Origin of the sequence: Sphingobium sp., from assembly GCA_035196065.1 — a bacterium.
In the GTDB taxonomy this organism is placed as follows: Bacteria; Pseudomonadota; Alphaproteobacteria; order Sphingomonadales; family Sphingomonadaceae; genus Sphingorhabdus_B; species Sphingorhabdus_B rara.
Window position 1 is genome coordinate 515947 of record CP136575.1, and the last position, 25134, is coordinate 541080.

At 58.2% G+C, this 25134-nt stretch carries 18 protein-coding genes; 3 read left to right on the forward strand and 15 right to left on the reverse strand.

Annotated features, from left to right (window positions below):
- Positions 1-284: 284 nt before the first annotated feature.
- A complete protein-coding gene (locus RSE16_02480; GenBank protein ID WRH76352.1) occupies positions 285-10520 on the reverse strand; it encodes a peroxidase family protein in 10236 nt (3411 codons plus the stop codon).
- Positions 10521-11123: 603 nt separating this feature from the next.
- On the opposite strand from RSE16_02480, the gene RSE16_02485 reads away from it, so the two are divergent.
- The 3 genes from RSE16_02485 to RSE16_02495 all read left to right on the forward strand — a co-directional run bounded on the left by RSE16_02485 (position 11124) and on the right by RSE16_02495 (position 13495).
- A complete protein-coding gene (locus tag RSE16_02485; protein WRH76353.1) occupies positions 11124-11309 on the forward strand; it encodes a hypothetical protein in 186 nt (61 codons plus the stop codon).
- Between the two features lie 66 nt (positions 11310-11375).
- Positions 11376-11918: a heme NO-binding domain-containing protein gene (locus RSE16_02490; protein ID WRH77282.1), complete on the forward strand. Its 543-nt coding sequence runs from the start codon at positions 11376-11378 to the stop codon at positions 11916-11918.
- Positions 11915-13495 carry a response regulator gene (locus RSE16_02495; GenBank protein ID WRH76354.1) on the forward strand — a complete coding sequence of 527 codons (1581 nt, stop codon included), beginning with the start codon at positions 11915-11917 and terminating at the stop codon, positions 13493-13495. Before RSE16_02490 ends, RSE16_02495 begins: the two co-directional genes overlap by 4 nt.
- Positions 13496-13510: 15 nt before the next feature.
- Here RSE16_02495 and RSE16_02500 read toward each other — a convergent pair whose 3' ends face one another.
- From RSE16_02500 to gspG, 14 genes are all read right to left on the reverse strand, one after another.
- Positions 13511-14002: an A24 family peptidase gene (locus RSE16_02500; GenBank protein WRH76355.1), complete on the reverse strand. Its 492-nt coding sequence runs from the start codon at positions 14000-14002 to the stop codon at positions 13511-13513.
- 5 nt (positions 14003-14007) lie between these two features.
- The gene (locus tag RSE16_02505; GenBank protein WRH76356.1) at positions 14008-14517 is read right to left on the reverse strand and encodes a hypothetical protein; all 510 of its coding nucleotides are present in this window, start codon (positions 14515-14517) and stop codon (positions 14008-14010) included.
- Positions 14514-15203 (reverse strand): SCO family protein, encoded by a 690-nt coding sequence (locus tag RSE16_02510; protein ID WRH76357.1) that lies wholly within the window; start codon positions 15201-15203, stop codon positions 14514-14516. The genes RSE16_02505 and RSE16_02510 overlap by 4 nt, the downstream gene beginning before the upstream one ends.
- Positions 15200-16228: a multicopper oxidase domain-containing protein gene (locus RSE16_02515; protein ID WRH76358.1), complete on the reverse strand. Its 1029-nt coding sequence runs from the start codon at positions 16226-16228 to the stop codon at positions 15200-15202. Before RSE16_02515 ends, RSE16_02510 begins: the two co-directional genes overlap by 4 nt.
- 42 nt (positions 16229-16270) lie before the next feature.
- Positions 16271-17395: a multicopper oxidase domain-containing protein gene (locus tag RSE16_02520; protein WRH76359.1), complete on the reverse strand. Its 1125-nt coding sequence runs from the start codon at positions 17393-17395 to the stop codon at positions 16271-16273.
- Between the two features lie 304 nt (positions 17396-17699).
- Positions 17700-18317, reverse strand: a complete 618-nt coding sequence (locus tag RSE16_02525) for an SCO family protein (protein WRH76360.1) — start codon at positions 18315-18317, stop codon at positions 17700-17702.
- A complete protein-coding gene (locus RSE16_02530) occupies positions 18304-18792 on the reverse strand; it encodes a copper chaperone PCu(A)C (protein WRH76361.1) in 489 nt (162 codons plus the stop codon). The genes RSE16_02525 and RSE16_02530 overlap by 14 nt, the downstream gene beginning before the upstream one ends.
- Positions 18793-18803: 11 nt before the next feature.
- The gene (locus tag RSE16_02535) at positions 18804-20945 is read right to left on the reverse strand and encodes a secretin N-terminal domain-containing protein (GenBank protein WRH76362.1); all 2142 of its coding nucleotides are present in this window, start codon (positions 20943-20945) and stop codon (positions 18804-18806) included.
- Positions 20946-20965: 20 nt separating this feature from the next.
- Positions 20966-21670, reverse strand: coding sequence for a hypothetical protein (locus RSE16_02540; GenBank protein WRH76363.1), 705 nt, complete (start codon positions 21668-21670; stop codon positions 20966-20968).
- Complete coding sequence (locus RSE16_02545; GenBank protein WRH76364.1) at positions 21667-22257, reverse strand: hypothetical protein; 591 nt, start codon at positions 22255-22257, stop codon at positions 21667-21669. Before RSE16_02545 ends, RSE16_02540 begins: the two co-directional genes overlap by 4 nt.
- Positions 22254-23330: a hypothetical protein gene (locus RSE16_02550; GenBank protein ID WRH76365.1), complete on the reverse strand. Its 1077-nt coding sequence runs from the start codon at positions 23328-23330 to the stop codon at positions 22254-22256. Before RSE16_02550 ends, RSE16_02545 begins: the two co-directional genes overlap by 4 nt.
- Positions 23263-24225, reverse strand: a complete 963-nt coding sequence (locus tag RSE16_02555; GenBank protein ID WRH76366.1) for a hypothetical protein — start codon at positions 24223-24225, stop codon at positions 23263-23265. Before RSE16_02555 ends, RSE16_02550 begins: the two co-directional genes overlap by 68 nt.
- Positions 24222-24656 (reverse strand): prepilin-type N-terminal cleavage/methylation domain-containing protein, encoded by a 435-nt coding sequence (locus RSE16_02560; GenBank protein ID WRH76367.1) that lies wholly within the window; start codon positions 24654-24656, stop codon positions 24222-24224. The genes RSE16_02555 and RSE16_02560 overlap by 4 nt, the downstream gene beginning before the upstream one ends.
- A complete protein-coding gene (gene gspG, locus RSE16_02565; protein ID WRH76368.1) occupies positions 24640-25113 on the reverse strand; it encodes a type II secretion system major pseudopilin GspG in 474 nt (157 codons plus the stop codon). The genes RSE16_02560 and gspG overlap by 17 nt, the downstream gene beginning before the upstream one ends.
- Positions 25114-25134: the final 21 nt, after the last annotated feature.

A 25134-nucleotide genomic window follows, 5' to 3' on the forward strand; every position in this document is an offset into this window, starting at 1 on the left:
AGATAACCCGCCGTTATCAGTAGCTTATGTCTGCCCCGAAGCATCAGGGTGTCTAAGGTTAAGAGGCGATTTTCCATGCCATCGCTATCGGCCCGCCACATTAAGAAGGCGTAAAGGGTTCAGCCTTTGTTCCGTTCGTTTCGCAGCCGTTATGGCGGCGTTTATTGCCGATTTGAATGCATGTTCTGGCCATGCATCGGAAAGGAAGCCCCCGCACATAAGCGAAAAGGCCCGGGACGATAAACGCCCCGGGCCCTTCCTGTTCTTACCGGATGATGGCGGTTTTACATCATCGGGCCGAACATGTCTTGTTGTACCGGTACCAACAGGTCAGCCGGCAGATTGAGCAGGCTTTCATAGTTGGCAGGGCCGAAGGTATCGTCTTCAACGGCGACCATGTCGACGATGGCCGGTGATGCTTCTTCCACCGCCGCAATGGCATCGGTGATCATCGGGCTGTCATTGTCTTCCCAGGCAAGCATGAAGTCATCAATATCGAGTTCATCCTCGTCTTCCAGCGTCATCGTCTGGCCGGCAATGCTGACCTTCAGATCCGAACCGTCGCGGGTGATGGAGACCATGTCCTCGAAGTTGCTTTCGGTGATCCCCATTCCGTTGAGATCAATCATGTCCTCACCAGACTTGAAGTCGGTGATAACGTCCTGATCGCCAAAGGCGAAGATATCACTTCCGCGGCCACCGCTGAGGATATCTGCACCCTCACCGCCATCGAGATAATCAAAGCCGCGGCTACCGAAGAGACGGTCATTGCCTTCGCCACCGTAGAGCATGTCCGCACCACGTCCGCCGTTCATCACGTCGTCGCCGTACATGCCATGCAGCACGTCACTTCCGCCGAAGCCGAACAAGTCGTTGCTGTCATCATCACCGATCAGCACGTCTGCAAGGCGCGAACCCCGCATATTGACATCACCCAGCGGCGAAGGTGTCGGTTCGAGGGCGAGATCGGCAGGAATGCCGTCGTCGACCACGACCGGGGTATCGTTGCCCTGGCCCGGGTTCACCGGAGCCGGAACATCGATCACCGGGGTCTGGACAGGTGCATCAACCACCGGAGCAGCAGGTGCATCAACCACAGGCGTCGGAGCCGGAGCATCTGCCGTCGGAGCAGCAGGAGCGTCCACCACCGGAGCCGGGACAGGAACGTCCACTACCGGAGCAGGGGCATCCACGACCGGAGCCGGAGCGGCAGGGGCATCAACCACAGGGGCCGGCGCATCTGCAACTGGGTCAACCGGAGCCGGAACAACGGGTGTCGGCGGAGCGATCACAGTGTTGCGGTTCGGATCGGTTGCGGCATCGGAGCCAGGAGCCGGAGCATCGACCACAGGTGCCGGTGCGGGTTCCTCAGCAGGTGCGGCAGGCGCATCAACCACAGGAGCCGGAGCATCGACCACAGGTGCCGGTGCAGGTTCCTCAGCAGGTGCGGCAGGCGCATCAACCACAGGAGCCGGAGCATCGACCACAGGTGCCGGTGCAGGTTCCTCAGCAGGTGCGGCAGGCGCATCAACCACAGGAGCCGGTGCATCGACCACAGGTGCCGGTGCAGGTTCCTCAGCAGGTGCGGCAGGCGCATCAACCACAGGAGCCGGAGCGTCGACCACAGGTGCCGGGGCAGGTTCCTCAGCAGGTGCGGCAGGCGCATCAACCACAGGAGCCGGAGCATCGACCACAGGTGCCGGTGCAGGTTCCTCAGCAGGTGCGGCAGGCGCATCAACCACAGGAGCCGGTGCATCGACCACAGGTGCCGGTGCAGGTTCCTCAGCAGGTGCGGCAGGCGCATCAACCACAGGAGCCGGAGCGTCGACCACAGGTGCCGGGGCAGGTTCCTCAGCAGGTGCGGCAGGCGCATCAACCACAGGAGCCGGAGCATCGACCACAGGTGCCGGTGCGGGTTCCTCAGCAGGTGCGGCAGGCGCATCAACCACAGGAGCCGGAGCATCGACCACAGGTGCCGGTGCGGGTTCCTCAGCAGGTGCGGCAGGCGCATCAACCACAGGAGCCGGAGCATCGACCACAGGTGCCGGGGCAGGTTCCTCAGCAGGTGCGGCAGGCGCATCAACCACAGGAGCCGGAGCGTCGACCACAGGTGCCGGTGCAGGTTCCTCAGCAGGTGCGGCAGGCGCATCAACCACAGGAGCCGGAGCATCGACCACAGGTGCCGGGGCAGGTTCCTCAGCAGGTGCGGCAGGCGCATCAACCACAGGAGCCGGAGCATCGACCACAGGTGCCGGGGCAGGTTCCTCAGCAGGTGCGGCAGGCGCATCAACCACAGGAGCCGGAGCATCGACCACAGGTGCCGGGGCAGGTTCCTCAGCAGGTGCGGCAGGCGCATCAACCACAGGAGCCGGAGCATCGACCACAGGTGCCGGTGCGGGTTCCTCAGCAGGTGCGGCAGGCGCATCAACCACAGGAGCCGGAGCATCGACCACAGGTGCCGGTGCGGGTTCCTCAGCAGGTGCGGCAGGCGCATCAACCACAGGAGCCGGAGCGTCGACTACGGGAGCCGGTGCCGGTGCATCCGCAGCAGGTGCTGCCGGGGCATCCACGACGGGAGTCGGAGCCGGTGCGACAGGGTCAGCCAGGACAAGGCTCGCTGCCTCTATCGCTGCCGGAGTAGTGTTAGCGACCATCATCGACTGACCGTCGATGGTGATCCGCGAGCCACCACGAACCGCTTCGATCAAGACCTTTTCGGCGAAGTTACCCGCCGTGACACCCATGTCACGCAGATCGATCACATCGCCAGCCATGAAGTCAGCGATCGTGTCGCCATTGCCAAAGGCAAAGGCATCGATACCCGTACCGCCGATCAGTTCGTCGTCGCCAAGACCGCCGTCGAGATAGTCGTTACCCGAACCACCCGACAGAATGTCATCGCCATCGCCGCCAACAAGCGAGTCGTTGCCCGATCCACCCGAGAGGCGATCGTCGCCGAGGCCGCCTTCGAGATAGTCGTAACCCGAACCACCAGTGATGCTATCGTCGCCGGCATCGCCTGCCAGATAATCATCGCTGCTGCTGCCGGTGAGGACCATGTCGGCAACCAGCAGGGCTGCCGGTTCAATCGCCGCCAAGGCGACCGCTTCGACTGCAACCGGTGCCGGAGCATCTGCAGCCGGAGCGGCAGGTGCGTCAACCACAGGGGCAGGTGCAGCAAGGGCATCAACCTGGGTCACATGTGCAGCAACCGGAGCCGCCGCAGCCGTGTCGAGGTTCACAACGTCCTGCGGACGAAGCGCACCGACGATGGTGTCCTGACCGCCGTTCGAGGTGAAGACAATGCGGTGCGCCGATTGGAGCGCCGAAATGTCGACCACGTCGTTACCGGTGTTACCATCGATGGTGATCGTGTTGAAGTTAAGGCTGGTCTGGTTGAAGTCACCGACGACCCGGATCGAGTCACCGGAAACGGTGCCGCCATTGGCCCCACCCGGCGAGGTAACCTGCAGGGTGCTGACAATGATTTCCTCAATATTATCCAGTTCGGCCATCACGTTGCCATTGCGGGCAATGACGATTTCGGTGTTGGCATTGAAGTTGTTCAGGCTGAACACTTCCAGTGCAGCTGCACGGGTGTAGATCACGAAATTCTCTGCCGTCGTCGTGTCGCTGGTAACGATGAAGGTGTCTTCACCCGCACCACCGTCAACAAAGTCGGAACCGCCATTGGCACTTGCCTGGGTGATCGTATCCACACCGTCGCCGGCATAGATCAGGTCATTGCCTGCACCGCCGTTGATGGTGTCATTCCCAGCCAAAGCAAAGATCGCCTCGCTGCCTGCACCGCCATTGACGGTGTTGGCCGCAGCCGTACCAGTTGCAATGGTATGGTTGGCACCGTTGAAGCGCAGTCGTTCGACACCGACCAAGGTGTCAACGCCTTCCGCACCTGTATTATCGGTGACGGTGATCGTTGTACCGTTCATGTTGAGCGTGAATCTCTGGCTCGAACCTGCATAGACTGCCGTATCGGTGCCAGCACCGCCAATGATCGTATCATTGCCTGCACCGCCGGTGATGGTGTCATTACCCGACCGGCCATCCAAGCGGTCATTACCGCCACGACCGTTCATGGTGTCATTGCCGCCAACGCCAACGTTGGACTGTGCACCCATGGCATTGTCATCACCTTCGGTACCGGTGAAGGTCGTTGCACCTCCGACGAAGTTGTCACCAACCACACCCGTCGCAGCCGAGTTCAGCGTTTCAACCGTGCCGAAGCCATCGGTGAAGCTTGCAACAGCCCGCAGGATGGTTCCAACCTGAGCCTGAGCAGGCGTAAAGCTTGCTGCAGTCGCGCCATTAATGTTGGTCCAGGTCGTGCCATTATCCGACGATTGCTGCCACTGGTAGGAGAATGTCCCGAGACCATTGGTATCAGCAATGCTGCTGGTATCGATGGTCAGCGTTTCAGTTTCCGTCGGCGTCAGATCGTTGATAACCGGCGCACCTGTTGCAGCCACGGGCCCTTGGCTGATTGCCGAAGTGGCGGGCGAGTAAAGTGTTTCCACTGTTCCCGTGGTGACATCGGTAAAGGTCGACTTGACCCGCAGCGATGCACCAACCTGTGCGTGCGACGTGGTGTAGCTCGTGTCGGTAGCCTGAGCGATATCGGTCCAGCTTGCACCGTTATCGGTCGAGATCTGCCACTGATGCGACAGCGTTCCAACGCCATTGGCATCGGCGATCGACGCCGTATCAATGGTCAACACCTGGGTTGAATAAGGTGTGGTGTCGTTGATGATCGCCGAGCCAGTTGCCGCTTCGGGCATGTCAGCCACAGCTACAGAGGCAGCCGATACCAGCTGTTCCTGCGTACCCAGACCGTCGGTCCAGGACACTTGAACACGCAGCTGACCGCTCACCTGCGCCTGTGTCGGCGTGAAAGTGCTGGCCGTTGCGCCGTCGATATTCGTCCAGGTCGCACCATTGTCGGTCGAAACCTGCCACTGATAGGCCGGATCGATCACGCCATTGGGGTCGATGATACCCGAAATATCGGCCGTCATCACTTCGCCTTCCATCGGCGTGCTGTCGAGGATCACCGGTGCACCGCGTGCGGCAACAGGGCCCTCGATCAGACCGGCAGTGGCCTGCGAGTAAAGCGTTTCGACGGTTGCGGTAGTGACGTCCGTAAAGGTTGTCTTCACCCGCAACTGGTCGCCGAGCTGCGCATTCGAAACCGCATAGCTATCGCCATTGGCACCGGCAATGTCAGTCCAGCTTACACCATTGTCGGTCGAAATCTGCCACTGATGCGACAGCGTTCCAACGCCATTGGCATCGGCGATCGACGCTGTATCAATCGTCAACACTTCACCCAAATAGGGGGTCATGTCGCTGATGATCGCCGCGCCGGTTGCCGCTTCGGGCATGTCAGCCACGGCTACAGAGGCAGCCGATACCAGCTGTTCCTGCGTACCCACAGCATCGGTCCAGGACACCTGAACACGCAGCTGACCGCTCACCTGCGCCTGTGTCGGCGTGAAAGTGCTGGCCGTTGCGCCGTCGATATTCGTCCAGGTCGCACCATTGTCGGTCGAAACCTGCCACTGATAGGCCGGATCGATCACGCCATTAGGGTCGATGATACCCGAAATATCGGCCGTCATCACTTCGCCTTCCATCGGCGTGCTGTCGAGGATCACCGGTGCACCGCGTGCGGCAACAGGGCCCTGGATCAGACCGGCAGTGGCCTGCGAGTAAAGCGTTTCGACGGTTGCGGTAGTGATATCCGTAAAGGTGGTCATCACCCGCAACTGGGCACCGATCTGCGTATCTGCAGGCACATAGCTATCGCCATTGGCACCGGCAATGTCAGTCCAGCTTACACCATTGTCGGTCGAAATCTGCCACTGATGCGACAGCGGTCCAACGCCATTGGCATCAGCGATCGACGCCGTGTCAATCGTCAGAACCTGACCCGAATAGGGGGTCATGTCGCTGATGATCGCCGCACCGGTTGCTGCTTCTGCAAAGTCTGCAACGATTGCGGTGGGGGCCGAATTCAGGTTTTCGAAGGTACCGGTCAAGTCGAAATAGGCAACATTGACGCGCAGCTGGGCACCGACCTGATCCTGGCCGGGGATGAAGGTGGCATCAACCGCCCCAACAATATCCGTCCAAGTCACGCCGCCATCCGACGACATCTGCCACTGATAGGTGGGGTTGAAGATGCCATTGGGGTCGATGATGCCGGCAAGGTCAACGCTCAACACATCCCGTTCAGTCGGCGTGATGTTGTTGATCGAGGGCGCGCCGGTTGCGGCAACCGGGACAATAGCATTGATGTCATAGGTCACCGTTCCGCCGAGGCCATCGGCGAAGGTTAGCTTCTCGATGTTGGACAGACGGTCGCTGCCATCGTTTATGACGTTGGTCGGGAGCACATGGGTGACCGTCGTCGAACCGTCAGCATTGCGGACAAATTCATAGTCGGTCAGCTGACCGCGATAGACGGCCGTATCCTGGCTACCCGCGACGTCGGTGTCGAGCATTTCGCGAACGATCGACAGCTGGGCCGGGTTGAGCGTGCGATCGAGCATGAGCTGATCGAGCGTCTTTCCGCCAAACAGCAGGTTGCCGTTCAGATCCCGAACCTGGCTCGACATATGTTCTGCCGAGGCGATTGCATTGCCGTTGGCATCGTTGATGCCGATGCGGACGTTCAGCCAGCGGTCGCCATCGATGATGTCGTCGCCTGCCTTGCCTTCAATGGTATCGTTACCGCTACCGCCAAGCAGGATTTCATGCGGTTGGCCGGTCAAGTCGGTTGCAACGCCATCAGCATTGCGCACAACATCAGCCTGATTGAACACCACGACTTCAACCTGTTCGCCGCTGGCGGCATGGATCGTTTCGCGGCCGAGATGCGCAACCAGATCAGCAAATCCGTCGATGCGGGCAACGCCTTCCGTCGTCAGTGCATTCGAATAGGACAAGAAAGGTGCACTCGGATCAAAGACCGCCGCTGCTCCGGCACCAAGCGCGCCAGCAACTCTATCACGGCCGACCAGATTGTCGTCCAAATTCCAGCCCGACAGGCCCTCGACAAGGTCATAACGGTCGCGCAGAATGAAATTCTGCTGGTTGACGAAGATGGGGATACCCATATCCGAATCAGCGGCAACCGGATTGTCCTTATTGATCGCCCAGTCGAAGCCGGCCATGCCGTTAAAGCGCTGGATGCCCAGGCCTTCAAACATGATGTCGTCACCGGATTCTGCGTCATAATCGGTATCGTTACCACGGCCGTTCATGACGTCATGGCCGATGATCGGGCTGTTGAAGAACAGTTCGGAGTTTTCACCCGCGAGCATGTCAACACCGCCAACGCCGCCTTCGAGCCAGTCATCGCCTTCATTGCCGGCAACAAAGCTGGCTGCATCGCCGCCGCGCGCAAAGTCATTGCCTTCGCCCGAAGTGATCGTCTTGCTGTCACGGTTGCCGAAGATGAAGTCATTGCCGCTGCCACCAAAGACCAGATCAAGGCCCTCGCCAGAGCTGATCACGTCATTGCCTTCGTCGCCGTTCAACACGTCGGCTGCGCCCACCGGAGTGCCGCCATCGGTGATGACATCGTCGCCATAACCACCGGAGATGTGATCGATCCCCTGGCCGCCTTCGAGATTGTCATTGCCTTTACCGCCCCACAGGGTGTCGTCGCCTTCGCCGCCGATCAGCGTGTCATTGCCGACGGTACCGCCGAGCACGACATGGTCGATGCCCGTGTAACGCAGATAATCGTCAGTGCCGTCATTGTTGGTATCCTTGCGGATAACCATCGGGCTGATTGCCTGCAGGATGAAATTGTCATGAACCGGATCGGCCATGTTCTGCAGGCTCTGGTTGAGCTCAAGCGTGTAGGCTGGTGTCAGGAAGATCGAGCTGGGCAAGTGCGTGCTGCCATCATTACCCAGATCGGTGTTGCGCATGGCAAGCTTGGCCCAGCTATCACCTTCCAGCTGGTTGAGCAGGTTTGTGCCCTGCGACCGGCTGAGATAATAGAAGCGGTCGCCAGCTTGCAGATTTTCCATCTGCACTTCGAAGACGAAGTTGAACGTGCTGCCCAACAGGCCGCCAAAGGCCATTTTCTTTTCGGCGAGGCCGCCAATCCAGAAGTCGACAGTGTTGAGGCCGCTATTGGCTGCATTCCACGCGCCGGTCCCATTCAAGAAGTCTATGCGGTCAGCCGGAGCGCCCGGTCCGCCAAGGACCAGTGCAAAGGCCGCGTCGCGCTTGGCTTCAACAGTGGTCGCCGCCAGGATCGTTTCATGCTGGCCATAGGCCGCGATGAAGTTGATCACCGACGCCGGGTTCTTGATCGCAAGCGCGAAATCGAACCAGCTGTCATAAGGCTTCAACTGCAAGTCGCCAGTCTGGGCAAAGAAATCGGCACGTACCAGGTTCAGCGACGCCGTACCGGTGTCACGACCACGGGCGATGTTGAGCGTCGCAAGATCGAGCGGCAAACCGACCAGATCGTTGCGCAGCGCGTCGGTGACAAATTCGTCGATTTCGTTGCTGACCTGACGGGTCATGCCGCGGATGATTGCACCTGCTGCATCGTCAATCGTTGCACCGGCACCGGCAAAGGCCGACGGGTTGAGGAAGGCTTCGACCAGCGTCATGCTGGTGTCAGTCTGACCGTTGGCAGCAAGGACATCGACTGTTTCGTTCAGCTGCGAATGGCCGAAGCGATAAACGGCATGGGCAAATTCAGCCGTGATTGCCGGATCGATATCGACCGTGTTCGAGAAAACGAACGCATCGATGTTGGGGCTAACAAGGCGGACAAATTCTTCAAAGACCAGATGCTGATAGACCTGTTCGGTGGAGAAACGCGCGGCTTGGAACAGACGCTCGCCATTCCACAACAGCGTGGTCGTGTCGGCAGGCATTGCCGTGATCGGAGCGGCCAGATATTCGCTGATCAGCTTGAAGTCGCCCGTGGCGATGCTGTTTGCAATCAGTTCATCCTTGATCTGGTCAACGCGATGATTGTGTTCGGAATGGAACACATGGTGGATCGCGGTAAGTGCGATATTTTCGTTACCACGACCGTCGCCGACAACATAATGCTTGTCGAGCAATTCATTGTCATATTCGGCGCGATTGCCAAATTCATCTATAGGAATGGCGTTGCCCGAAATCAGATCTTCATCCGCAATCTGGCCGGCCTTCGGATCAGCATTGTGGGCGATATCACCGATAAACGCGTGGCCGGTGGACAATGCCAGGTTAGCAGCAACAGGAGCCGCCGGATTGCCTTCAACCAGATCGGCGGGCAGATTGGGTCCGGTTACGATCTGGGCAAAGCCGTTCGCGCCGGGGATGAAGTTGCCATAGAGATCGGTGGCAAGCAACGGAACGCGATGCACGTCCATATCGCTCAGTTCGATACCGAGCATCTCGCGCGCTTGCAGCTTCACATCGGCCCAAGACGGCGGGCCGCCATTGGGGGCTTCAAGCAGCCAGCCGGTGGCGACAGGCTTGCCATCGACCAGCTTATATTCACGCAGGAAGACCTGGGTCGATTCATGCGAGGAGTAAGTCTGGTTGAGGTCGATCCAGGGCGTGGTAGTGTTGGTTGCATCCCGCACGTCATCGGCGGTGCCGAGGATGCCATCAGCGCCGGGGCCGTTGGTGGCGCGGCTCATCACCATGAAGTTGGTGGGGCTGCCGGGGACATAAAGCGGATCATCAGGCTGCAGCGGAACGAAGACAGTGCCGCTACCACCCTTGTTGATCATGGTCAGGCCGTGATCGAAAAACTGACCGAAAATGGTCATGAAGCCGTTGAGCGGCGCAGTGCTGCCCAGATCAGGCATGATGTTCGGCATCACCAGATTGCCGTTCTGCATTTGAACGCCAACAAGGGCGAGTGCATCCTGCGCGCTCTGGACGGCCAGGTCGCGCTGCGCTCCTGCGCCGGCAGCATTGGCTAGGGCCGTTTCGCGTGCGTCGAACAATGCACCGCTAAGTGGGCTATTGGCGGCAACCCAGGCAGCGTCGGCTGTGACCACGGCCTTTTCGGCTGCAATGGCCTCGTTGATCGCGAAACGGGCAGTCGTCGTTACATCAACCAGTTCGGCAAATTGCGCGCCGCCAGTGATGCCTACATTGTTGAGCGCTGTGATCACCGCGATCGGGTTGGTCAGCGTCTGGTCTGCGATCAGGTTGGAAATGATACGCGGCTGGCTGTCATAAACCGAACCGGTCGTTTGCTGATAGCTGGTGGGCGCGTTGGTGCGCGGATTGGGTTCGGCCGGGTTGAACACCGGAGCCGTCTGACGCGGCATGCCAAGATCGGCAGCGCCGGCGTTCAGGTTGACAAGGTTGTTGTCAACGCCGCTAACCGTGCGCAGGCCATAAGGCGTCAGGTTGTTGAGGGGGTTACCGAGATGGTCGACAAGTTGGCCGGTCGCGGTGTGGTTTTCAGCAATCTTGATCTGCTTCAGAATGTGAACAAGATCGTTAATGTTCAACTTCAACATGGCTTTTACTCTCACTATGACACCCGAAACCGCTCGGATGCTTCGCGTCAGGCTGTGATCGACACCGTGTTGAATTGGTCGATGGCCTGCATGGCGACAGCGAATGAGAAGCAAATTACTTGGCCGCAAATTATCATGGTTAAATTAACCAGAACATTTCAGCCACAATGCAAGCAATTCGGTGGGGTTAATATTATTCGGTTATTCATTAACCACTACAAACCAGCAGAACTGGGACAATATGTTGTCTCCAAAACGGGTCCGATTGCTCTTGCCCGATCTGACGAAATACAGTTTAAGAAAGAGGTTAACTGAATAAGAAATTTAGTTAAATGGTTAAGGCAGAACCGTTAGCGAACCGATTCGCCTGAACAGCGCCTGAGAAGCAGGCCCAAGGTCATGATGACATGCAGGGTCCTTCTCGCCGCAACGGAGAGCCGAACGACGCTATTGGTAGCAAAGGTTGAGCGTGATGTAGCCAGAAGCAGCGAAGGTCGGAGTTGATGCAACAATTTACATCGCCTACGTGCCAAAGCTTGTTTCAATTATTACGGGCAGAAGCCAGTGTCGGTAAATAGTGTTCCAGACGACGGAAACATCGCGTTGCATGAGTTGATGCAGCCCCTGAACATCATCAGGCTGTGCTGCGGCAACATACGGGATCGTCTTGGCGCCAAACTGGAAGAGGTCGACGCCGAGCATCTTGCATCAAAACTGGGGCGCATCGAGGAACAGGTTGTCAGAATGAACGAATTGCTGAGGGAATTATATCGCCAAGAAACAGAGTAATTATTATTTTAACTTAACAATGTAGCAGACCAAACTGCATTATCGGGTGGGGTATTCGTGTACGGGATGATTCATAAAGGCGTCCGCGCCATGGTCATCGATCAATTGGGCGACGAGGCCTGGCAAGCGACCGAACGCAAGCTCGGCATCGGCCCGACCGAAATGATCACCGGCATGGTTTATGAAGACACGTTGACGCTTGAGATCGTCGCAGAGGCCGCCGCGCGGCTTAACCTTCCCATGGAAGACTGCCTTTTGGAATTTGGCCGTTACTGGATCAAATTTGCCGACCAAGGATCCTTCAAACAGTTTCTAAACTTTACTGGCCAGGATCTGGAAAGCTTCATTGCGAACCTGGACCGGATGCATCTGGCGGTTGCGACCGCCATGCCCCGTGCACAACTGCCGTCTTTTGCGGTGATGGCAACTAGCCCCGGCCGGATCGAGGTTCGTTATCGATCCGAACGCACAGGGCTTGAAAAATTCGTCATTGGCCTGTTTTATGGCTTAATGGACAGGTTCGGACAGACGGGCAGCGTTGCCCTTATTGAACAGCGGGATGATGCGTCCATTTTCGAAATCATCTATCGTGATGGAGTTGAGTGGTGACCTTTTCCATCAAGAAAGAATTGTTCGATAATCTCTACCCCGCCCATATTTCTCTGGATTCCAATCTGCATCTGACCGGCTTTGGGCCTTCGATCGCGAAACATTTCCCCGACCTTGAAATTGGTTCGCAGCTGTTCGATTCCTTCGACCTCACCGGGGGAAGCCGTCCCGAATATTTCGATCTTGGAACGACGAAGAGCCTCGCCATTCACCTGACATCGAAATGTGGCGGTTATAAGCTTGCAGGCACGGCTGTGCCGCTGGCAGATGAAAGCGGCTATTTTCTGGCGGTCCGCCATGTTCCAACGGAAAAGGCCTTTAAGGAAAACAAGTTCCAGATCAGTGAATTTGCACCCGGTGATCCAGAGGTACAAGGTGTTTTGCTGATCAATCTACAGCGGGCGATGATCGAAGAGTCGCAGGACACCGCGCTCGAACTGTCGTTTGAACGGCAGCGCGGCCTCGAACTGCTCGACAGGGTCAGCCGGATCGCCGGCTATATGGCCCATGATTTCAATAATTTTCTCTCGATCATCAAGCTGAATTGCGATCGGCTCTCGCGCGATTTCGGCGATAATGAACGGATTGAGCGGCTGGTTTCAATCATCCGCGAAACGGCGGCGCGCGGATCCAGCATCACCGGATCGCTGATGAAATTGTCGCACCAGCGCACCGATACTCAAATGCCCATGGCGGTCGATCCGCTGGTCGAGGAGAATATTGCATTTCTGCGCACCGTTGTGGGCTCCAACGTGGTGCTGTCAGCCGAACTGAAAGCAGGGCAGACCCAATCGGTGATCAGTCAGGTGCGGTTTATCAACTGCTTGACCAACCTTTTGATCAATTCGCGCGATGCCATGCCCGATGGCGGCGAAATCGTGATCCGCACCGATATAAAGACGCTGGCGCTGGATAGACGGGATAACGAAACCGGCACCCCGGCCGAATATATCGTCGTCGAGGTTGCCGACAATGGCAGAGGCATGACCGAGGCGGTGCTGTCGCGCGCCTTTGAACCGCTTTTTTCCACCAAATCCAATGGCTCCGGCTTTGGCCTTGCCTCTGTGCTTGAATTTGCACGCGAAATGGGCGGCGATGCGCGGCTCGAATCCGCCCCCGGCAAGGGCGCGAAGGTTTCTCTATATCTGCCCACGGTGGACCAGAATGTCGAACCCGTCACCGCGGACGGCAATGGCACCGAAAAATTGGCAAATGGCGATAGCCGGGGCCGCGTCCTGCTGGTCGAAGATGAGCCCTATGCCCTTGAAGCACTGGTCGAAATGCTGGAAGCCGAAGGCTATAGCGTCACCGCTTGCGAAACCGGCGAAGCGGCCCTGCGGGCAAATGAGAAAGCGGAATTCGACGTATTGGTGACCGACATCATCATGCCGGGCCAGCGCGGCACCGAACTGGCACGCCTTGCCTGTGCGCAGCAACCCAATCTGAAAATCATCCTGATGAGCGGTTATGTGCCCGATGTTTCGGATATCAGTGCCGGCTGGATGTTCATTCGCAAACCGATGGATTCGGGGCAATTGCTGTCGATGATCGAGGCTGCGGTCGGCAAGGGCGGCTGAACGCCCTAGAGCTGGTCACGCGCCGGCGATTAGCATCGTTGCGCCGGACAGGATTGCAGCAAAGATCAGGCATGTACCCAGCGGGATGCGCTGGGTCTGCCAGGCCGTGCGCCGCGGCCGGAACAATCGCTGCAGCACGGCATAGGCCAACCCCGATAAAGCTGCGAACAGCAATATCGTTGGCAGCACCTGCCAGCCAAGCCAGGCACCGATCCCGCCCAGCAGAATCGGATCGCCGCCGCCAAGGCCTTCCCGGCCGCGCAGATGTCGATAGGCAGCGGCGACGGCGGCAAGGCCAAGATAGCCGGCACCGGCGCCGATCAGCGCGTCACTTTTGGATATGCCAAAAGCAAGGTGACCGACGACCAGCCCGGCGAACAGAAAGATGATATTGGAAACCAGCGGCAGGCGAAAATAGCGCGCATCGCTCCAGGCCATGATCCCCAACAACACCAATGCGCTGGCAATCAGCAGCATCTGGATTGTTACAGGGATCAGGCTTTCCATTGCGGTTACCGGATAGCCGACTGCCCGAAACGCGCCACTCCCTTATTGTCGAACGATACCGTAAGCAGACGGCTCCCAATGCGAGTGCGCCATGCCATGCCGGGCCTGTGCGGCGGCAGAACCTCAAGTTCGGCGTTGGGAAAATACCGTTTGCCTGCCGATAAAATCGCATCGATCGGGGCATAGCTGCGGCATACCAGCGCGCCTTTTGGCAACGCCGTCGTCGTGGCGACGCGCCGGACTAGCCGTGCTTCGAAATTATCGGAATCGATTTCAAAGACCTTTAATTCCTTGCGCGTGGCAACGGCGACACGGGCAACGCCCGGCCGGGCAATGCGGTAAGAAACCAGCATACTGCCGAACAGGCGTGTTTGTGCGACGGCAACTTGCGCAGCGGCAATATTGCGTTCTTCAGGCGCGACGATAAGCCGGCCTTCACGGTCGAATGTCTGGGCCGATAGCGGCAGCGCAAAGATCTGCGCCGCCACTATCGCCATAAAGGCTGTTGTCTTCATGACTTTGCTTTTTTCAGCCTTCGTACGGTTTCAATCAGGATCTTGGGCGTCGAGGTGTGATAGCCATAGCCAGCCACCTTGGCGCGCGGATCAAGGATGTAGATCAGCGAGCTATGATTGATGCTGTGGCCCCGTTCACCATCACGCGGCGGCGTATGCTCGCGCGCCACCCGGAAGGCTGCGGATGCGGCCGAAAGCTGCCCACGCGTGCCGGTCAGGATCTGCATGTCCGAACCAAAGCTTTGCTGCAACGAACGCAGCGCCGCTTTGCGGTCAATCAGATGGACATGGCCATCAGCGTCATTGCCGGCATCGCTACGACGACGGACATTGCCAATGGCAGGTGCCTCGATATCGACAAAGACGGCATTGGTATTGATGCCGACCTTGCTCAATTCCTTGGCCGCCGTCGCAATCACCGGGATCGCCATCGGGCAGCTATCGGTGCAGCGGGCATAGCCGAAATAGAGCAATGTCCACTGTCCCTTGAAATCGGCATCGTCGACCGGCTTTCCAGCCAGCGTCGAGAAGTTGAACATCCCGCCCAACTGGTCTGGGTTTGGCGGCAGATGACCATAATGGTAATCCGCAGCGCGATCGTCAGCGGTTACCAGCTGAGCTGTTTCGAGGCCCGTGTCGCCGGATAGCGTGAACCCGCGGGCGAGGAAGATTGCGGGGGTTGTCATGTTACGATGATCCTTGTGTCAACAATGCCGCGGCCGCCATCCTGCACCTGGCCAGTGACCCAATGGAGGAAACGGTGGCGAATGGGGAATGTGCCGCGCGCGGTGGGGCGGATGATGATGTCGCGACGTTGCGCCGTCGACATGATGAAGGGGCGGTTTGCAGGCAGCGGCAATGCTGAGACCCAAGGCTCAGTTCCCAAAGAGCAACCATCCATCGAATGACACACACCCGGCAAGCCGATTGTGGTTTCCAATACCGAATAGCTGGCATTCAAAAGGCGGATCAGGATCGTCTGGCCCAGCTTTGCATTGATCACCACACGCGGATCAGTGGTGGTGCGGTTGTTGAACACTCCATTGGCGAGGAAGTATTTCGGGTCGAAACGGTTAAGACCGACATCGAGACCGCACATACCGGCGTCATGTTCCAAAGTGTGCCAACGCGGATCCATATCGTCGAGAACCAGAAGGCGCTCGACATCATATTTGGGTCCGCCGCTGAACAAAGTGCCCGGACCTTCGGGCGGATCGACAATCATCGGCCCGAACATGCCCATTTCGAAATGAAGCGGGGTATTGCGGTGGCAATGATAGAAAAATGTGCCAGCCCGTGATGGCCGAAATTGGTAAGTGTAGCGTGCATTGACCTCGAACGAGACGTGACCGACGCCATCATTCACCGTGGTCGGCTCAATGCCATGGTGGTGAATGGTGTGCGCATTCTTCTTCGGATCCAGCGTGCTATGCACGATCTGGCCCTGACGGAATCGCATCAAAGGCGAAGGATGCATGGGCGCGCGTCCTGCCAGTGTCGGTGCCAAGGGATCGGTGAAGGTCCAGACGCGAATTGTCTTTCCGTCCGGTGTTGGAAGGTCGAGGCTGACATCCATGTGCCGTTCGACATTTACGTCGGGAACGACCCGGTCGGGCGTCGGGAAGTTTGCTTCCTGAAATGGGTTGCAGCCAAAGGTAGAGTAAGTGAGCTCACCCTTAACGCCTGTTTTTGTCCAATCTGCCGCTTGCATGGCAAAACTCCTGAAAAAATATGATAAAGATCGATGAATAGATCAGAGAGGGCCGGTCATTTCCCAGTGGGTGACCATGCCTTGCGGATAATTGCCGCCAGCAGCCGTCTGCGACATTTCGGTGTGGCAGTGCATCACATAACGCATCGGGAAGGGTTCTTCCTTCGGCGGCCAGATGACAGCATCCATTGGCTTTTCAAACGGCAGCAAAACATCGCGGCGCGACATTGGCTCCATCGGCCAGGCATCGAGTTCGTAGCAGCTGGTGTTCAGCACGATCGTGCCATTCGCCCGGATATCGGACAGTTTGAAGATATGATTGCCATGGATGTGCGGACTGTGCGTGCACAGTCCGGCATTCATGTTGCGGATCAGGGTCGGCTGGCCTTCGCGGCCATGCGGCATGATCCGGCCAGAACCTTTTGTCCAGTCGGTGGTTGCATCAATTTTATGCGGCGCAGTATCATATCCGCTAAGTCCGTTGATCAAGAAGTAGCGCGGCACGAAAGTCGGCACGATGCTGGCGAGAGGGATGACCTCACCTGCATCAACACGCGCAGCGATCAGCGGATCAACCTGCGAGAACAGCCACAATTTGTCACGCTCCACATCATTGGGAACCCATTTGTTGCCCGGGAAGCGCTTGTGCACACCCAGCGCGTTGAACAAGGCTGCAACCTGCGGCGTGTGCGTGGAACGGCTGTAGGGCGTCGGCGAACCGGCGACAGTCGTACCCAGCTTCGGATGGACAATGAACGCACCATAAAGACCCAAGATGCGGTTAAGCGGCGCGAGCATGGGGTCGATATACATATAGGTGCCGCCAACGGGCGCGGTGAACCGAACCGTCGCCTTGCCACCCGGGGGAATCGAAGCAACCGACGCCGTGGGAATGCCGGGGATGGCAAAGCCGTGCGGACGGGTATCGAGGTTGGTGACGTTAATCGTCACAATATCGCCCTCGGTGACCTCAAGGATCGGGCGACCTTGCGCGCTGCGATCAAAGAACATCATACTAAAGACGAACACACCGTCGATCATCTCGGAATCGACAGCTTCGATCGTGAGATCAAAAATGCCGCCCGCTGCTTGAGCGGAAGCCATTGAAGGAAGGGCAGCTGCCCCCGCCGCAACGGTGCTAACCTTCAAAAATTTGCGTCTATCCATTTTTCTAGCTCTCGTTTCGTAATCATGTGCCGACTCAGTAGGTCGTCAATAGGAGCCAGATAGATGCGGATGGATACAGGTTAAAAGCTGATTAACCATTGAATATAGCCATTTTGGCAGATTAATATTTCAAATTTGAACTATATATTCTGCCAAAATAGCAAGTGTGTTGTATAAATTGGTCAATTTGTTAACCATATTATATTATGTGTTAACCATATTATTCTTTATTTTGTTCTTTATATGAAAAAATAGGGCAAAACATCGATGAATATGATCGGTTTTACATATAATCAAAATGAAACTATTTGACGAGTGACTCGAGCTTTTGCTGGAACTCGGCCTCGTCGGCATCGAAGCCAATTTCGCCTGCACGCTTGCCCTCGCGATCAACCAGAAACAGCGATGCGGTATGGTCGATCGTATAATCCGTCTCGGAATAGCGGACGGTTTCATAGAACACGTCAAACTGCTTGGCCGCGCCGGCGATATCGGCAGCGCTGCCCGTCAAACCTGTGACGGGGATCGGAAAGGAACCGAAATAGCTTTTCAGCGCGTCGGGCGTGTCACGTTCAGGATCGAGCGACACAAACAGGATTTGCAGGTCGTTAAACGGCGCGCCAATCCGTTCGCGCATGATCGACAGCTTTTGCATCGTCATCGGGCAGACATCGGGGCACTGGGTGAAACCGAAGAATACTGCAACCGGCTTACCTTTAAGCGAGGCAAGATCGAATGGCTCGCCGTCTGCATCGGTCAGCTTGAGTTTGACCGGCGCGCCCAGCGAAGGATCAGCCGCAGATTTTTCCGCAATGGCCGCATTTTTTTCATGCGCCGCATAATAAAGATAGGCGCCGCCTGAAATTGCGGAGACGGCAAGGCCTGCAATAATGAATTGGGTTGCGCGTTCAGTGATTCGCATGGGTCGCTCCCTTCGATGCGGTTTTTGCGGATGCAGCGGTAACGGGCACCGCAACATCCAGAGTGGTGCCGCCTGCAAAGCGCAAACGGACGGTGATCTTGTCGCCCGCCTTCAAAGGCTGCTTCAAACCCATGAGCATGAGATGGTGGCCGCGCGGTGCCAGTTTCAGTTCGCCCCGGGCGGGCACGGCCAGCCGATCGACGCGGCGCATGCGCGCAATGCCGTCTTTCAGTTCGGTACTGTGTATCTGCACCTCGGCGGCGACGCTGGATGACGCACCGATCAATGTTTCGGGCGTCTTGCCCAGATTGCGCAGCGAGATATAGGCCGCGGCCACTTTCTGACCTGGCCCAGCCGGGGTTGCCCATGCTGTGCCGGGCTGCACCGCTGTCGGGGCCTTGCCAACGGCGATCTGCGAGACAACGGCAAGGCCGCACAGCAGCATCGCCCCTGTCGGGGTGATATTCAAACCCATGATTTTACTCCTTATTTTGGATTTTCGAAGCGCGAATAGCTGTGCAGGGGCATCGTTTGCCCCGGCATCCAGGGCACCAAGGTAAAGGCCTTTTGCCCGCGGCCATTCATCAGTCCGTTGATAGATTTGCCAAATTCGGACGCGATATTCTGCATCGTCCGGTCTTCGCTGATCACCTTGGGTGTCACGAGGATCAGCAATTCGGTCTTGCGCTTGGTCGCGCTGTCGACGCGGAATGCCCGCCCCAAAAGCGGGATATCTTTCAACAAGGGCACGCCGCGCTGCCCCATCGAATTGCTGTCCTGGATCATCCCGCCAAGCACCGCCGTCATGCCTTCACGCAACGACAGCCGCGTCGTGACCGACCGGTTGCTGATCACCGGGCTACCGATGGCAGAGGTAACGTTGGGCTGCTGGCTCGACACTTCCTGGAAAATTTCAATGTCGATTCGATCATTGCTCAACACCACCGGGCGGATGTTGAGGATCACGCCCGTCTGGCGATACTGCACCGTCTGCAGGATATCAGTGTCGCCATTTGACTGGATATCCGCCGCGCGTTGCGATGTGATGATCGGCACATCATTGCCGATCAGTATCTGCGCCTCGCCGCCCGACCTTGCGAGCAGCCGCGGCGTGGAAATGATGTTGAGATTCTGGTTGGTCGCAATCGCATTCAATGCAGCGGTCACCGAAGTCTGCGAAAAGCCCTTTGCAAAGGTAAGCCCCAGCCCGCCGGCCTCCCGCGCGAGCCCGCCGGTGGTATTGGCCTGAACCGATCCGTTCGACAATTGCCGATCGAGGAACCATTCCATTCCGAAACGCGTCTCGTCGGTCAATGCCACTTCGGCGATGGTGATTTCGACCAGCACCTGTTTGGGGGCGACATCCAGTTCCTTCAGCAGGCGCAGCAACGGCGCATATTCGCGCCGGGTACCACGAAAAAGAATGCGGTTTCCGGGATTGTCGACAATGATCTTTCCGCCGCTGTCCTCGTTGGCCGGGTTCGCCTGTGGCAGACCGGACCGTTCCATGCCCGACGCCCGTTGGCCGCTTTCGCTGCGGCGCGCCGAATCTTCGATCCGGCCCTGCGGCGAGGCAATCGTGCTGACATCATCGCCGCCATTCGCACGCCCGACCAGACTGCCCAGTTCGGCGGCCGTGGTGTTGCGCACCTGATAGACAAAAAAGCCAGCATGATCGCCGCCTGATCCTTCGAGCGAATCGAGCTGTTCAACCCAGTAAAGGACGCGGTTGAACAGCCGCACATCGTCGGAAAACAGCAACAGGCAATCGGGGCGCGACAGGTGCACAAGGTTGGTGCCCCCAGAGCCTGCGGATCCGATCGAAAAGCCTTCGCTTGCCAATACCTCGCGCAGTTTTTCCGCCAGCGCGTCCGAACTCCAGAGCATCGGGGCGATTCGGGCAACGCGGGCGCCGGCATATTGTGGCTGGTCAATCCCGGCGAGTAGCCCGCTGGCAGCGGCCACTGCGGCTTCATCACCCTGCAGCATGACACCATTGGCATCGGGTAGCGATTGCACCGCAACCCCGCTTTGGCCTTCGACGATATCGGCGACGATGCCAGCTGCAGGGTCTGCAGCGATATTGCCGAGCGCGACGACCTTCGTCACGCCCGTCTTCAATTGCTGGACGCCCGTCTTCGCCGGTGCCTCGCGGACCAGAACCGCGCCGCCTTGCTGGACAAGCACCAAGCCGTATTGGTTCAGGGCTTTTTCGGCGAGCTGCAAGAATTGCCGCGATGACATTTCCTGCGGTCCGCTCATGCTCACAAGATCGCGGCGCTGCGCCACACCGGGGCCCATGATATAGGGTACGCCCAATATCTGCCCAAGGACGGTTTCGGCAAACTGGCCCAGCGGTTGCGGGGGCAGGCTTGCTGCGACTTTCTTGTCTGGTACCAGCGTCGCCAGATCTGTATCGCTCAACGGCGCATCGTCGCCCGTCGTCACAGGCGCATCGATCAACACCGTTGTGCGCGGCGCGATATCCTGGATCGGCTGGGGCGGAGGCGATGCGATAGGCGACGACAATGCCTCATCCGAAAGCATCAGCGGCTCAACGGAAATGCGCGGCTGAACATCAGCGGAGGACGATGCAATGGCAATCGCCAGAATCGCGGTGCTGGACATGAGCATTTGCATCATATTTCCTATTTATCAGAGGTGCCGGGACGCGGGATGCGCCGGCGCGGCTGGGAAGAATTTGAAGGAGTGGCGGAACTGGCCGATCGGCTGCCAGAGGAACTGGCGGCATTCAACGGCGATGGAACATAGGGTGTCGCGGGCGAGGCCGTGCGCAAACCAAACCCCAAAGGAACGGCGACTTTTGCGGACTTGCGCGCAAGCGTTACCGACCGCGTATCGATGAGCGCTACGCGCCATCCGTCGCGATACAGATCACCCACCTTCAGCGTCCGTCGAATGCCATTGGCGGTGTCGATCACAACCAGACTGGCAACCCCGTTGCTACGCTTCACCGCGGCGATGGTTCGTGACAGCTGGCCAGCAATTTCCTCGGCGCTTGGCCCGGGATCGACCTGGGGTGGCGGCGGGGCAGAGGGTAAGTTGTTTTCGGCCACTGCCGGCATAGCCGGCAGATCGGTAGTCAGCGCCAGGCCATCGACCTGCGCGGGATCATTAAGCGGCACAACAGCCCAAAGCGTCGGTGGGAGTTTTGACAGCCGTTCGCGGGCCGTCTGCGCTGTCAGATTAGGATCACCAAGTTTGGGAGGCTTTGGAGCAGAGGCGTTTTGCACGACGTCCGAAGCACCGGTCGGGTCGACAAGCATCCGGCCCGCGGCAAATGCGAGCCCGGCCATCAGCAGACTGCCGGCGATGAGCAGGGCGCGGTTCATGTCCCTGCCCCCTGTTTCTTGTGCAGCGCGCGGAACGTCACGCGCATCCGGCGCTTGTCGCCTTCCTGGCGTACTTCAAAACCGTCGATAAAATAGCCTCGGCCGGAATATTCGACCTGTTCAAGCAAGCGCAGCAGCCCGGCCCAATCAAAGTCGAACTCAACGGTCGTCGTCAGCACGGAAAATCGTTGCTTGGCGCTTTTTTCGGCTGACACAGTGTCGGTCGTGTAATTGTCGAGGATGACCGGCGCGGTCAGTCCCGCGCTGCTGGCCAGAGCCAATACTTCGCCACGTAGCCTTATCTTGCTGATCGCAGGCGTCGCATCGACGATCGCCGATTGCGCGAGCAGTTTTTTCTGCGCTGCGATTTCGACCCGCCACTGGTTGTTCGACAGCAGTTTGAATTGCGTTCGCGTTTCGGCCAATCGTTGCTGCGCGGCGGCATTGTCCGCATCGGCATTTTGCCGGGTATCAAAGGCAATATAAAGCCAAGCGGCAATAGCGATGCCGAGCAGAAGCTGCAGCAGACGTTTTTCCCGATCATCGGGACGCCAATCCAGAAGGGCGGTCAGCCGGTTGGCAATCATGGCCCCACCTCTGCCGAAAGGATCATTTCGCCATCGCTTTCGCCGTCCTGCGCGGCAACATGAACAAAGCCGGGAAGCGCCTCGATCTGCGCAGCGACGGTGCGCAGCCGATCGACATCGCCGCCGGTTTGAACTGCAAGGCGCAATTGTTCGCGATCAAGCTGCATCGACGATAGCGACAAATTTGCATTGGCAACCTGCGCAAGGATCGTTGCAAGATCGGTGGCCGCGGTGGTTTGCCCTAATGCGCGCTGCGCAGCGTTTAACTCCTGCAGATCGGAACGGATTTGGGAGAATAGCTCATAACGGGCGACAAACCTCTCCAGCCGGGCGGCCTCAGCCTCGCTGCGCGCGGCAGTTTCAGCCAATGTTGCCGCCTCGCCCTGCCACCATCCACCAAGGACCGACGCAAGCAGCAGCGCGGCAAGCAGGCCTTTTTCTGCAGCACCCATCGGGCGTCGCAGCACCGTTCCGCCACGTACCCGGGCTGTTAATTGCGACCGTTCAATATGGAATGCCGGCGGCAATGGGATGGCAACGTCCCCGTCCGGATCTGCCAGCGCGACAACATCCTGCCATTCCGCCGCGCCAAAGGCTGAACGCCGCCAGGTAGAGGCGATAACCATTTGTCGGCGAACCAGCCGGGCCTCATATCCATTTTCGAGATAGATATGATGCCAGCCATCGGGCAGGCTGGCGCATAGGCTTTCGGGAAGATCGCGGCTGGGTGCATTTGGCGAACCGCCTTGCGGACCGTCATTAAGGCTGGCCCATGCGGCAGCATCCCACCACCAGATTCCGACGCCGTCGCGGCCGCGGATGACGATCGAACCGGCATCGACAAAGGGGGCCTTATGTTCTGCGCGGAGCAGACAGGCGGCCTCAAACTGTTGTCGGCGCAGCCCGGTGGGGCGCTCGAAATATTCAAAGCGGCAGAGATTTCGGGGAATGATTGCAGGCGTAGCCCAGCGTCCGGTGGGCGAATCCGCCCCCGAACCTAAGGCTTTACCGTTCGGGAAGCGGCTGAGCAGCTTCCTCCACAAACGGAAAGCAGTGGGACTGATGTCCAGCATCGACTATCGGGCCTTTTGCAACAAAAGAACGAGCCAGATCGTTAGGACCCAGCTCCAGCGTCGATTGATAGAAGTAAAAAGGTAAAGTCCCGGTTAACCCACGACGATTTATAGATATGCTTATCCTGATATTTTGGGATATCGACTTCCGCTCTACGACCGGATACTGAATAATACTTCCATTTTGATTATATTTAATACTCAATTTGGTTGTATTATCATTTCTATTGCGAGCATTCAGGATTTGTCGAACACTATGTTCGCTGCCGGTTAGGGCAAAAAGCACTGATGGCGGCGCAGTCGGCAAGTAAAGGCCGGGCTTTTCAAGGCGCCGCCACGCTGTTGCGGCCTCCAGCTTTCGGCGCTCATCGCCGCGCACATGGTTACTCCAGTGAAGGCCGGACGCGCGGTCGCGGGCAGCCAAGATGCCGGAGACGATATTCTGTGCTTTCGGACCGGTAATACCGCAGGCCGACATCAGACCCGACAGCATGGCCCGGCTGGATTCATGCAAATTTATCAGCCCGCCTTCATCCTGCAAGCGCACGACAGCTTCGGTCGAGTCATCAATCTGGATGGTATAGGGGCGCCCATCGAACAGGATGGTGCGCCGCATTGCCGGCAATTCACCGCTAATCAGGCTGCCATCAAGTGCAAGGCGCGGCCCGCCAAATTCAAGACCGTTGCGGCCCACCGGCTCGGTCAGCAGCAAAAAGGCAACCTGGCTTTGCGCGGTTACCGCCACCCGTTCGACATCGAGTTGGGCACGGGCCTGGCGAAGCTCACGCCCCAGCCGGTCACTGGCCGGAAGCGACATGACGAGCCCCAGCGCGAGCAGCGCGACGGCAAGCGCCGCCATCGGGGCTGCAAATCCGTCGTTGGAATTTCCGGTCACGGTGCAATCCATACGCGCGATTGCCCGCCTTGCTGCAGGGTGAAGCGGACCATGTCACTGTCGGCGTCATTGCTAGTGCCGCGCCAGATTGAGCCGTCGTTGCTGTAGGAGAAGCTGGCGCGCCCCGCTTCCCAACGCAGGATAGTCTGCGCTTTGCCGGCGCGTTGCAGCACAAGTGCATCAGGAAGAATGCGCAGCGCGCCGAGTTCACGCGCGCTCGCAAGCCCGGTCGCCCGGGCGGCCTCGGTTGCAAATATGCGGCGCGCCTGCAACTTTTCGACCGCCGCTTCGCCACGCGACATGAAGCGGCGGCTTTGCAAGCTATCGGCCGTTAACAAATCGACGATCAGTGCCAGCAGTGCCGCAGTCACAGCCAGGCCGATCAAAACCTCGATAAGCGTAAAGCCTTGCTCGCTATTGCGCACCGGCATCGGTTTCGCCCACAAATATGTCGCGCGCGGTACCATTGCCACCCGCCGATCCGTCGCTGCCCAGCGTGCCGATAACAGGCCGACCATCGGGCGTTTGCGGTTCGCGATAGATGAACGGGCGCCCCCAGGGATCCTTCGGCACATCGGCCGCGAGATAAGGCCCCTGCCAGCTTTCCGCGACATCGGCGGCCGGACGCTGCAAAAGCGAAAGCCCCTCTGCATTGCTCGGATAGCGATCAATATCGAGCCGCATCGACATCAGAGCCGATTCCAGAGAGCGCAGTTGTGCACGCGCAGTAACGACTTTGGATTTATCGAATTGTTCCATTAAACGAGGGGCAACTAGAGCCATAATGAGACCAATTATAGCCAAAACGATTATTAATTCCACCAAAGTGAAACCGTTTTCTAGATTTGAGCGAGTATTTTTCATATTTGTTCTACCGAATGTTAGCATTCATTGGGCTAAGCCATAAGC

Excerpts from the sequence above, each read along its gene's own strand:
- RSE16_02480 (WRH76352.1), bottom strand. The coding sequence starts at position 10,520 with ATGTTGAAGTTGAACATTAACGATCTTGTTCACATTCTGAAGCAGATC.
- RSE16_02490 (WRH77282.1), top strand. The coding sequence starts at position 11,376 with ATGATTCATAAAGGCGTCCGCGCCATGGTCATCGATCAATTGGGCGAC.
- RSE16_02500 (WRH76355.1), bottom strand. The coding sequence starts at position 14,002 with ATGGAAAGCCTGATCCCTGTAACAATCCAGATGCTGCTGATTGCCAGC.
- RSE16_02505 (WRH76356.1), bottom strand. The coding sequence starts at position 14,517 with ATGAAGACAACAGCCTTTATGGCGATAGTGGCGGCGCAGATCTTTGCG.
- RSE16_02510 (WRH76357.1), bottom strand. The coding sequence starts at position 15,203 with ATGACAACCCCCGCAATCTTCCTCGCCCGCGGGTTCACGCTATCCGGC.
- RSE16_02515 (WRH76358.1), bottom strand. The coding sequence starts at position 16,228 with ATGCAAGCGGCAGATTGGACAAAAACAGGCGTTAAGGGTGAGCTCACT.
- RSE16_02520 (WRH76359.1), bottom strand. The coding sequence starts at position 17,395 with ATGGATAGACGCAAATTTTTGAAGGTTAGCACCGTTGCGGCGGGGGCA.
- RSE16_02525 (WRH76360.1), bottom strand. The coding sequence starts at position 18,317 with ATGCGAATCACTGAACGCGCAACCCAATTCATTATTGCAGGCCTTGCC.
- RSE16_02530 (WRH76361.1), bottom strand. The coding sequence starts at position 18,792 with ATGGGTTTGAATATCACCCCGACAGGGGCGATGCTGCTGTGCGGCCTT.
- RSE16_02535 (WRH76362.1), bottom strand. The coding sequence starts at position 20,945 with ATGTCCAGCACCGCGATTCTGGCGATTGCCATTGCATCGTCCTCCGCT.
- RSE16_02540 (WRH76363.1), bottom strand. The coding sequence starts at position 21,670 with ATGAACCGCGCCCTGCTCATCGCCGGCAGTCTGCTGATGGCCGGGCTC.
- RSE16_02545 (WRH76364.1), bottom strand. The coding sequence starts at position 22,257 with ATGATTGCCAACCGGCTGACCGCCCTTCTGGATTGGCGTCCCGATGAT.
- RSE16_02550 (WRH76365.1), bottom strand. The coding sequence starts at position 23,330 with ATGCTGGACATCAGTCCCACTGCTTTCCGTTTGTGGAGGAAGCTGCTC.
- RSE16_02560 (WRH76367.1), bottom strand. The coding sequence starts at position 24,656 with ATGCCGGTGCGCAATAGCGAGCAAGGCTTTACGCTTATCGAGGTTTTG.
- gspG (WRH76368.1), bottom strand. The coding sequence starts at position 25,113 with ATGCTAACATTCGGTAGAACAAATATGAAAAATACTCGCTCAAATCTA.